At 70.0% G+C, this 10,647-nt stretch carries 8 protein-coding genes and 1 pseudogene; 1 reads left to right on the forward strand and 8 read right to left on the reverse strand.

Going from position 1 to position 10,647, the window contains the following annotated elements; genetic code table 11:
* Nucleotides 1–1,247, forward strand: a 1,247-nt coding sequence (locus tag EBH09_RS38670; RefSeq protein WP_345940928.1) for an FtsX-like permease family protein, incomplete at its 5' end; no start/stop codon positions are given.
* A 34-nt stretch (nucleotides 1,248–1,281) separates the two neighbouring features.
* Here the strand turns inward: EBH09_RS38670 and pgi are convergent.
* From pgi to EBH09_RS08465, 8 genes and pseudogenes are all read right to left on the reverse strand, one after another.
* Nucleotides 1,282–2,958 carry a glucose-6-phosphate isomerase gene (gene pgi / locus EBH09_RS08430; RefSeq protein ID WP_121746419.1) on the reverse strand — a complete coding sequence of 559 codons (1,677 nt, stop codon included), beginning with the start codon at nucleotides 2,956–2,958 and terminating at the stop codon, nucleotides 1,282–1,284.
* Between the two features lie 135 nt (nucleotides 2,959–3,093).
* Nucleotides 3,094–3,429, reverse strand: coding sequence for an RNA polymerase-binding protein RbpA (locus tag EBH09_RS08435; protein WP_003976875.1), 336 nt, complete (start codon nucleotides 3,427–3,429; stop codon nucleotides 3,094–3,096).
* A gap of 207 nt (nucleotides 3,430–3,636) precedes the next feature.
* Nucleotides 3,637–3,873, reverse strand: a complete 237-nt coding sequence (gene secG / locus EBH09_RS08440) for a preprotein translocase subunit SecG (RefSeq protein ID WP_079160504.1) — start codon at nucleotides 3,871–3,873, stop codon at nucleotides 3,637–3,639.
* 137 nt (nucleotides 3,874–4,010) lie between these two features.
* Nucleotides 4,011–4,787 (reverse strand): triose-phosphate isomerase, encoded by a 777-nt coding sequence (gene tpiA / locus EBH09_RS08445; protein ID WP_121746420.1) that lies wholly within the window; start codon nucleotides 4,785–4,787, stop codon nucleotides 4,011–4,013.
* Nucleotides 4,788–4,792: 5 nt separating this feature from the next.
* Nucleotides 4,793–6,004, reverse strand: a complete 1,212-nt coding sequence (locus EBH09_RS08450) for a phosphoglycerate kinase (RefSeq protein ID WP_121746421.1) — start codon at nucleotides 6,002–6,004, stop codon at nucleotides 4,793–4,795.
* Between the two features lie 141 nt (nucleotides 6,005–6,145).
* Complete coding sequence (gene gap / locus EBH09_RS08455; RefSeq protein ID WP_121746422.1) at nucleotides 6,146–7,153, reverse strand: type I glyceraldehyde-3-phosphate dehydrogenase; 1,008 nt, start codon at nucleotides 7,151–7,153, stop codon at nucleotides 6,146–6,148.
* Between the two features lie 227 nt (nucleotides 7,154–7,380).
* Entirely contained in the window at nucleotides 7,381–10,335 is a 2,955-nt protein-coding gene (locus EBH09_RS08460) for a M14 family metallopeptidase (protein WP_121746423.1), read from the reverse strand.
* Nucleotides 10,336–10,526: 191 nt separating this feature from the next.
* A pseudogene (locus tag EBH09_RS08465) lies at nucleotides 10,527–10,647 on the reverse strand (DNA-binding protein WhiA); the annotation flags it as partial.

The following is a 10,647-nucleotide window of genomic DNA, read 5'->3' on the forward strand; positions in this document are numbered from 1 at the left end:
GCGCGGCACGGAGGGCGCTGGGGCTGCGGGTGCTCAGGGTGCGGGTGCGCGGGCGTAAGGGAGGGGCCGATGAACCGGGCGTGCCCGGTGTGCCGGGTGCCACGGCGTCGCCCGGCGTGCGGGAGGTGGAGGTACGGGTGCCGCCCGCGCTCGTCCTCGGCTGGCACAAGGCGTTCACGCGCCGCCCGCGCTCGCTCGCCACGGTCGCCCGCCTCACGCTGCCACTGCTGCTGATCGTGGTGGCGATGAGCGCGTGGACCACCATCGACCGCTTCCACAGCCGGCCCGAGCAGCTCGGCCTGCCCACCGCCCTCACCGTCCGCGCCGACGCCGGTCTCGGCGACCGCGGCACCCGCGCCCTGCTGGAGGGGGACCCTCAGGTCGCCGCCGCCTACCCGGGCGTCGAGGTGGCCGCCCTGGTTCCGGGCCAGACCGCGACCATCGCGCTGCGCGGGCTCGGCACCCGCGCGGACCCCTCCCCGTACGCCCTGGCCGAGGGCCGCCGCGCGCACGGACCGGACGAGGCGGTGGCGGGGCAGGGCCTGCTCGACCTGCTGGAGGTGCGGGTCGGCGACTGGGTGCGGATGACGGTCGGCGACCAGCCGCAGATCCTGCACATCGTGGGCCGCAGCATCGAACCGGAGAACGGGGGCCGGGTCATCTCCACGTCCCTCGACACCCTCCGGGAGAACGACACGCGGCTGAGCCCGACCCTCTACCAGCTCCGCCTGCACCCCGGCGCCGACCCGGGCGAGGTCGCCGGGCGGCTCTCCGAGGCCGGGCACGGACGGCTCGACGTGCACTCCGTGACGAACCCCGCCGACGGGCTCTCCCCGCTGCGTGGAGTCGTCCTCGGTCTGATCGCCGTACTCGCCCTCATCGGGCTGATCGAACTGCTCACCGCCATCGGCGGCACCGTCCGGGAGAGCGAACGGGACCTGCTCGCCCTCAAGGCGATCGGCCTGTCCCCGCGCCAGATCACCGGCATCACCGTCACGGCCACCGCGTGCACCGCCCTGGCGGCCGTGCTCCTGGCCACCGCTCTCGGGCTGCCGCTCGCGCACTGGCTGATCGACGCCCAGGGCGCCTCCAGCGGCATCGGCGCGGGGATCGCCCAGGCCCCCTCCCCCGTTTTCCTCACCCTGCTGGGCGGGACCGCGGTGCTCGGTGCCGCCGCGCTGGCCGCCGTACCGTCGGCACGGGCGGCCCGGCGCCGCCTCGCGGACACCCTGAGCGCGGTGGCCTGACCGGACGCCGGCCGGGCCACCACAGCCCCGCCCCTCACCGCCGGCCGCGCAGCTCCCGGTAGGCGGCGACCAGCGCCTTGGTGGAGGCGTCCAGGCCGGGGACCGAGCCCGCCGCGGCAGCGGCTGATGAGAACGTCTCGGTGAGGGCGGGTTCGACGCGCTTGGCGAGCACCTTGCCGAGTTCGACGCCCCACTGGTCGAAGGAGTCGATGTTCCACACCGCGCCCTGGACGAACACCTTGTGCTCGTAGAGGGCGACGAGCTGGCCGAGTACCGACGGGGTCAGCTCGCGGGCGAGGATCGTCGTCGTCGGGTGGTTGCCCCGGAACGTCTTGTGCGGGACCAGTTCCTCCGGCACGCCCTCGGCCCGCACCTCGTCCGGCGTCTTGCCGAAGGCGAGCGCCTGGGTCTGCGCGAAGAAGTTCGCCATCAGCAGGTCGTGCTGGGCCTTCAGCTCGTCGCTCAGCTCGGCCACCGGCTCGGCGAAGCCGATGAAGTCCGCCGGGACGAGCTTGGTGCCCTGGTGGATGAGCTGGTAGTAGGCGTGCTGTCCGTTGGTGCCGGGCGTGCCCCAGACGACCGGGCCGGTCTGCCAGTCCACCTCGCGTCCGTCCCGGTCGACGGACTTGCCGTTGGACTCCATGTCGAGCTGCTGGAGATACGCGGTGAATTTCGACAGGTAGTGCGAGTACGGCAGCACGGCGTGCGACTGGGCGTCGTGGAAGTTGCCGTACCAGATGCCCAGCAGGCCCATCAGCAAGGGCACGTTGGACTCCGCGGGGGCGGTGCGGAAGTGCTCGTCGACGAGGTGGAAGCCGTCGAGCATCTCGCGGAAGCGGTCCGGGCCGATGGCGATCATCAGGGAGAGGCCGATCGCCGAGTCGTACGAGTAGCGTCCGCCGACCCAGTCCCAGAACTCGAACATGTTGGCGGTGTCGATGCCGAAGTCGGCGACCTTCTCGGCGTTCGTCGACAGGGCGACGAAGTGCTTGGCGACGGCCTTCTCGTCACCGAGCGCGTTCAGCAGCCAGGTCCGGGCGGAGGTGGCGTTGGTGACCGTCTCGATGGTGGTGAAGGTCTTGGAGGCGATGACGAACAGCGTCTCGGCCGGGTCCAGGTCGCGGGTGGCCTCGTGCAGGTCGGCGCCGTCGACGTTGGAGACGAAACGGACCGTCAGCTCGCGGTCGGTGAAGGCGCGCAGCGCCTCGTAGGCCATGGCGGGGCCGAGGTCGGAGCCGCCGATGCCGACGTTGACGACGTTCCTGATGCGCTTGCCGGTGTGGCCCTTCCACTCCCCGGAGCGGACGCGGTCGGCGAAGCCGGCCATCCTGTCGAGCACGGCGTGCACCTTGGGGACGACGTTCTCGCCGTCGACCTCGATCACCGCGTCCCGCGGGGCGCGCAGCGCGGTGTGCAGCACCGCCCGGTCCTCGGTGGTGTTGATCCGCTCGCCGCGGAACATGGCGTCGCGCAGCCCGAACACGTCGGTGGCGGCGGCCAACTCCCGCAGCAGCCGCAGGGTCTCGTCGGTGACGAGGTGCTTGGAGTAGTCGACGTACAGGTCTCCCACCCGGAGCGTGCAGCCGGTGCCGCGACCGGGGTCGGCGGCGAACAGCTCCCGCAGCAGCACCTCGCCGAGCTCCTCGCGGTGCTTGGCCAGCGCGGTCCATTCGGGCGTCTGGTTGAGCCTGGTACGGCCGTCTGCGTTCATGTCGGACTTCAGCCTTCTTCCTTCGGTGTCCCAGCTGTCCCGGCTGGTCCAACCTAATTGATCAGCCCGCGAGAAGACTGGCCGATGAAGACCGAAGGGGGCCTTGAAGACCGAAGGGGCCTGAAGGAGGCCGGTCTAGATCTCGCCCCGCAGTTTGGCGAGCGCCTCGGCGAGAATCGCCTCGCCGTCCGCGTCGCTGCGACGCTCGCGCACATAGGCGAGATGCGTCTTGTAGGGCTCGGTGCGCGGCGGGTCCGGTGGATTGTCCCGGTCCTGTCCGGCGGGGAAACCGCATCGCGGGCAGTCCCAGGTCTCGGGGACCTGTGCGTCGCTCGCGAAGCTGGGCTGCGTCTCGTGTCCGTTGGAGCACCAGAAGGAGATGCGCAGGCGCGGCGCGGACTCGCCACGCTCGGCCTCGCCCATCGGCCCCGCCCCGACCCGGCTTCCCCGGATCGCGTTGCCACTTGCCACGGTCGTAACTCCCTGCGTGATGGTGCCGCAAAGCGAGTCGGCGTTCGCTTCGCTGCGAGCGCCTCAGTCTACGTAAGGCCCAACGCGCGTCCAGTGATTGGAGTTACAAGCCCAAGCGCCCAGACGCAAGCCCCATGATAGGCGGCGCCGTGGGGCGCGTACCGGACATGGGGCTTTACGTACTCAAGTGCGGGGTGTGTCAGTTGTTCAGTTGTTCGCCTTCATCAGCAGGCCGAGCACCATGATGCACGCGAACCACAGCAGACCGACCACCACGGTGATCCGGTCGAGGTTGCGCTCGGCGACCGAGGAGCCGCCGACGGACGACTGCATGCCGCCACCGAACATGTCGGAGAGGCCGCCGCCCTTCCCCTTGTGCATCAGCACCAGCAGCATCAGCAGCAGGCTGAAGACGATCAGGGCGATCGAGAACCCCAAAACCACGGCTGGACCAACTTCCTCGGATTCGGATGAACGACGGGGGCACGGTGACAGCAGGCCACCATGCCCCCGCAAGGGTACGACGTATCGCCGCCGACGCATACTCACCGGTCGATCCGCTGATCGACCTGGTGGGCAGGCTACTGGTCGCGGAAGCGGACGATCTTGACGAACTCGTCCGAGTCCAGCGAGGCACCGCCGACCAGCGCGCCGTCGATGTCGGCCTGCGACATGATCTCGGCGACGTTGCCGGACTTGACCGAGCCGCCGTACTGGATGCGGACCTTGTCGGCCAGCTCCTGCGAGTACAGCTCGGCGACCTTGCCGCGGATGGCCGCGCAGACCTCCTGGGCGTCCTCGGCGCCGCACACCTTGCCGGTGCCGATGGCCCAGACGGGCTCGTAGGCGATCACGACGGTCTCGGCCTGCTCGGCCGGGAGGTCCTTCAGGCCGCCCTCGACCTGGGCGAGGGTGTGGGCGACGTGGTTGCCCGCCTCACGGACGTCCAGTTCCTCGCCGACGCACAGGATCGGGGTGAGTCCGTGCTTGTAGGCGGCCTTGACCTTGGCGTTGACCAGCTCGTCGGTCTCGGCGTGGTACTGGCGGCGCTCGGAGTGGCCGATCGCGACGTAGGTGCAGCGCAGCTTGGCCAGCATCGGGCCGGAGATCTCGCCGGTGTAGGCGCCGCCGTCGTGGGCGGAGACGTCCTGGGCACCGTACTTGATCTTGAGCTTGTCGTGCTCGACCAGGGTCTGCACCGAGCGCAGGTCGGTGAAGGGGACGAGGACGGCGACCTCGACGGCGTCGTAGTCCTTGTCCGCGAGGGCGAAGGCGAGCTTCTGGACGTGGGCGATGGCCTCGAGGTGGTTGAGGTTCATCTTCCAGTTGCCCGCCATCAGCGGCGTGCGGGTGGTCATTGAGGTCAGTCCTCCAGTGCGGCGAGGCCGGGGAGCGTCTTGCCCTCGAGGTATTCGAGGGAGGCGCCGCCGCCGGTCGAGATGTGGCCGAATGCGTTCTCGTCGAAGCCGAGCGTACGGACGGCCGCGGCGGAGTCGCCGCCGCCGACCACGGTGAAGCCCGGGGCGTCGAGGAGGGCCTGGGCGACCGCTTTGGTGCCCTCGGCGTAGTCGGGGTGCTCGAAGACGCCCATGGGGCCGTTCCAGAAGACGGTGGCGGCGTCGGCGAGCTTCGATGCGTACAGCTTGCGGGTCTCGGGGCCGATGTCCAGACCCTCCTGGTCGGCCGGGATGGCGTCCGCGGCGACGGTGGCGGGGTGGGCCGGGGCCTTGGTCTTCAGGTCCGGGAACTCGGAGGCGACCAGGACGTCGACGGGGAGGACCAGCTCGACGCCGTTCTTCTCCGCGCGCTCCATGTACTCCTTGACGGCCGGGATCTGGTCCTCCTGGAGGAGGGAGACGCCGACCTCGTGACCCTGGGCCTTGAGGAAGGTGTACGCCATGCCGCCGCCGATGAGGAGCCGGTCGGCCTTGCCGAGCAGCTGGTCGATGACGGCGAGCTTGTCGGAGACCTTGGCGCCGCCGAGGGCGACGACGTACGGGCGCTGGACGTCGTCGGTGAGCTTCTTCAGGACGCCGACCTCGGTGGCGATGAGGTACCCGGCGTAGTGCGGCAGCCGCTTCGGCAGGTCGAAGACGGAGGCGTGCTTGCGGTGCACCGCGCCGAAGCCGTCGCCGACGTACACGTCCGCGAGGCCGGCCAGCCGGTCTGCGAAGGCGGCGCGCTCGGTGTCGTCCTTGCTGGTCTCGCCGGCGTTGAAGCGCAGGTTCTCGATGACGGCCACCTGGCCGTCCGAGAGGCCGGACACCGTGGACTCGGCGGAGGTGCCGACCGTGTCCTCGGCGAAGGCGACGTCGGCGCCGAGCAGCTCACCGAGGCGGGCGGCGGCCGGGGCGAGGGAGAAAGCCGGGTCCGGGGCGCCCTTGGGGCGGCCCAGGTGCGAGGCGACGATCACGCGCGCGCCCGCGTCGGCCAGGGCCTTGACGGTGGGCACCACGGCGCGGATGCGGCCGTCGTCGGTGATGGTGGTGCCGTCCAGCGGCACGTTGAGGTCGGCGCGGACGAAGACGCGCTTGCCAGTGACGCCTTCGGAGAGCAGTTCGTCGATCGTCTTCATGCAGTGGGCTCCTGGGTTCTCGGATCGCTCGTGATCCTACGAGGGCTGGTCGCTGCGGACGCGACGCAGGGCCCGGGCAGCGCGGCCTTGCGCTGCCCGAGCCCTGCTACCGCATCGAGGTGCCTGCTGAGTCCGAGTCGATCAGAGCTGGTTGCCGACGAAGACCGTGAGGTCGACGAGGCGGTTGGAGTAGCCCCACTCGTTGTCGTACCAGCCGATGACCTTCACGTTCTTGCCGTCCTGGACCATGGTCAGGGACGAGTCGAAGGTGCAGGACGCCGGGGCGTTGACGATGTCCGAGGAGACGATCGGGTCCTCGGTGTACTCGAGGATGCCCTTGAGCTCGCCCTCGGCGGCCTTCTGGAAGGCGGCGTTGACCTCTTCCTTGGTGACCTCGCGGCCGAGCTCCAGGACGAGGTCGGTGACCGAGCCGGTCGGGACCGGGACGCGCATCGCCATGCCGTCGAGCTTGCCCTTGAGCTGCGGGAGGACCAGCGCGGTGGCCTTGGCGGCGCCCGTGGTGGTCGGGATGATGTTCTCCGCGGCGGCACGGGCGCGGCGCAGGTCCTTGTGCGGGAAGTCCAGGATGCGCTGGTCGTTCGTGTACGCGTGCACCGTCGTCATCAGGCCCTTGACGATGCCGAAGTTCTCGTCGAGGACCTTGGCCATCGGCGCCACGCAGTTGGTGGTGCAGGAGGCGTTGGAGATGACGTGGTGGTTCGCCGCGTCGTACTTGTCCTGGTTGACGCCCATCACGATGGTGACGTCCTCGTCCTTGGCCGGGGCCGAGATGAGGACCTTCTTCGCGCCGCCCGCGATGTGCTTCTCGGCGTCGGCCTTCTTCGTGAAGATGCCGGTCGACTCGATGACGATGTCGACACCCAGCTCGCCCCACGGGATGTCGGCGGGGTTGCGCTCGGCGAGGACCTTGATGGTCTTGTCGCCGACGGTGATGGTGTCCTCGGTGTGCGAGACCTCGTACGGGAGGCGCCCGAGGATGGTGTCGTACTTCAGCAGATGGGCGGTGGTCGCGGTGTCACCCAGGTCGTTGACAGCCACGATCTCGATGTCTGCACCCTGCTCCAGCAGCGCGCGGAAGTAGTTACGACCGATGCGGCCAAAGCCGTTGATGCCTACGCGGATCGTCACGAACCGATCTCCTCGTTGGTACGCCGGCCCGATGTGCCGGCGAGCTGTATTTGGGATGTCCCCGACCACCTCCGACCCTACCTCTCCGGGGCCTCGGGAGTGACATCGAGACGACCCATACCCGGCAGGGCGGTCCGTACCCGCCAGTAGGGGTACGGACCGCCCTCGGCCACGGGGACCGATCACCCGATTTCGCTACACCTTGTCAGTCCCCAGCGGCCCGGGATTCACTCGTCCAGGGCACGCAGCGCCTGCCGGACCAGAGCCGTCCGGGCGGCCGGCTCGGTGAGGTGCTCCAGGCCGAAGCCCAGCAGGACGGTGTCGTCCGTGGTGACCGCGCCGTACGTCTGGAACAGGGTGCCAGTGCGGGCCCAGTCCTTCAGGACGGCGGGGCTGCCCGCGGGCGGCCCGGCGACCTCCCAGGCGCCGAGCGCGGTCTCGAAGCCCTCGGTCTCGGTCGCCGTACCGCCGACGACCAGCGAGGCCTCGTCGGCGAGGACACCGCGTCCGCCGCTGCCGGGGTCGGTGACGTAGGCGATCGACACCTCGACGGACTTCCCGGCGTAGGCGCTCAGGTCGAACTCGACCTGCCGCCAGCCCCCGGAGGAGCCGGTGAGGCTGTTCCACTGCCCGGTGGTGCCGGTCGCGGTGCAGCCGTCGTCGGACAGGGTGAGGTAGCGCTCCAGCCAGGGGTGCTCACCCATGTAGAACCCGGCCGCGCACTCCGCCGGTACGGCCGTGCCGGTGGCGCCGCCCGTCTCGGGGAGCGTGGTCCAGTCGTCGGCGCCGGTGGTGTGCGCCTCGACCAGGGCGTGGTCGTAGCCGCTCTCGGTGTCCCACAGCAGCTGGGTGCGGAGCGTGGGCCGGTCGGAGGCGGTGACACCGGTGAGGTCGACGGTGCGGGTGAGCCGCTTGTAGGCGTCGTCGGTGTGGACGGCGGCGGCCATCCACTCGCCCGCGTAGGGCCCGTACGGGTTGACGGTGCCGGCGAACGCCCCGGCGCCCGCGCTCGCGAACTGCGGGTAGGTGTCGGTGGGCAGCTGGTCCGAGGTGACGCTGTAGGTTCCGGCGGTGTCCAGCGGGTTGCCGGGGGCGTCGCCGAGCGTGCCGGCGGTTCCGCCGAGCTTGCCGGAGCCGGTGAATCCGGTGGCCCCGGGGGTCGAGGTACGGGTGTAGGCGCCCAGGTAGTACTGGCTGAAGTCGTTGGACATGGTGCCGCCGCCGAGGTCGACGCTGCCGCCGGCCCGCTCGCCCGCCTCGATCAGCCTGCCGCCCTCGTTGAGGAAGGCACGCAGCTGGAGCTGGGTGGCGTTGCCGGGGACCGCGGCGCCGGTGTGGTGGACGACGGTGTGGAAGTGGTCGAGGACGCCGAGCGCGTGGGGCGCGCCCTGGGTGGCGACGTCCCAGACGGCCGCCCGCCGGCCGTTGGCCTTCAGGGCGTCCACGTACTTCTGGGTCTGCGTGGCCTTCGCGCCCTCCTCGGCGACGACGAGGACGTCCGCGCGGGGCCGCTCGGCGATCGTGTACGTGAAGTGCTCGCTCTCGGTCCGCTTGCCGCGCTTCGTCTCGCCGGCGAACCAGACCTCGACCCGGTCGCCACGGTCGCCGTCCTTGACCTTGGCCCGGTACTCGTCGAAGTAGAGGTTGTCCTCGCCGCCGTACGTCTCGCCGCCCCGCCAGGGCCGCAGCCTCATGTCGTGGACGCGTCCGCCGTTGACGCGGTACTTCAGCTCCTTGTCGCGCACCGACTTGCGTACGACGACGGAGACCTCCTGGTCGGCGCCGCGCGAGTAGGACGTGGTGAAGGGGGCCGGGGTGAAGTCGGCGGCCTCCAGGCCGACCGCGGAGGACGGCCGGTCGGGGTGGGCGGCGGTCTCGGCGACGGAGAGCGCGAAGGGGATGTTCTTCGCGAACTCCTGCTGGATCAGTTTCTCGTCGTCGGGGAAGTTGAAGCCCGACTGGCAGTCGCCCGCGTTCCACTCGTCGTCGGGGTCCTGCTCGGAGATGGTCTGGCAGGTCGACATCTCAGGGGTGAACATCGCCATGCCGTTGACGTTGGCCGCGTGGCCGTCCGCCTCGCCGTTGGTGGTGTACAGCTCCGAGGAGACCTGCGGGTGGTAGCCGGGGATCGCGGGGTTGTCCGGCGTACCGGCGAGCGCCTCGTAGAGGACGTCGTCCGGGGTGTTCGTGGCCACCTGCCAGCCGACGCCGTAGAGGATGAGCTCGGCCGCGGAGTGGTAGTTGATGCCGTACGTGAAGCCGATCCGCTTCTGGAAGGCGTCCAGGGCCTTGGTCTCGGGCTCGGAGTTCGGGCCGGTGCCCCGGTAGGTCTGGCTGGTGGGGTTGGGGGACGAACCCTCGTCGTCGTAGCCCCACTTGTAGGCGAAGTTGCGGTTGAGGTCGACGCCGTCGCCGGTGCCGATGGCGCCGTCACCGTTGTTGTCGCGCAGGTTCTTGCGCCACAGGCGGTTGTCGGTGCTCTCGAACGTGTAGTCGTAGCCGTCGGGGTTGGCCGACAGGAGGAACCACAGTTCGGTGGAGTCGACCAGCTTCTTGATCCGCCGGTCCTTGTCGTACTTGTCCAGGTAGTGGTGCATCAGCCGCCGGGTCATCTCCGGGGTGATCCACTCGCGCGCGTGCTGGTTGGACATGTAGAGGACGGAGGGCTTGGAGCCGTCCTTCGACTTCTTCGCGTTCTTGGTGAGCTTGAGCGCGAGGATGTCCTGGCCGTTCACCGTCTTGCCGATGGAGACGACCTTGGTGAGGCGGGGGTTGTCCCGCGCGGTCCGCAGGATCTCCTCCTTGAGGCCGCCGCTGCCGCCGTACGGGCGGAAGACGCCCTCGGCGGCGTCCTCGACGCGCTTGTCGGCGCGGGTGGAGAGGGTGTGCTCCTTGAGGTCGACGCCCTGTTTCTCCAGCTTCCCGGCCTGCTGGTCGGTGAGGTAGACCTCGACGGTGGCCGTCCCCTTGTCGGGGACCTGCTCACCGAGTTCGTGGCCGTCCTGGCCGGCGGCCAGCAGCAGGGGTACCTGCTCCTGGGTCACGTCGGCGCGGAAGACCTTCACCTCGTCGGTGTCCGCGGTCGCGGGGCCGGCGGGTTGTGCCTGGGCGATGGGCGCGAAGCTCGCTCCGCCGATCAGGAGCGCGCCGACGGCGAGGATCGATCTCGCTCTTCGTCTCATGAACCCCCCTAGATGGGGCCTGTCCGACAGGCCTGCGTTCGCCACAGCAGCGAACAGATGCCAGGCTCATGACAGCTCATGATCGAGTCAAGAGCGCGGCAAGGACACGCGAAAGCCGGTGCCGGTCACCCAAGTGGGCGCCCGCACCGGCTCATTGACGGCCCGTGTGCGGTGGGCCGACGCGCGTTCGGTCAGCCGACGAGGTTGTCGGCCAGCTCCTCCTCGCCGAGGTTGGCGTCCGTGCCGGGAATGCCGAGGTCCGAGGCCCGCTTGTCGGCCATGGCCAGCAGGCGGCGGATGCGGCCGGCGACG

This window comes from Streptomyces sp. E2N166 (genome assembly GCF_003671715.1).
Taxonomy (GTDB): Bacteria; Actinomycetota; Actinomycetes; order Streptomycetales; family Streptomycetaceae; genus Streptomyces; species Streptomyces thinghirensis.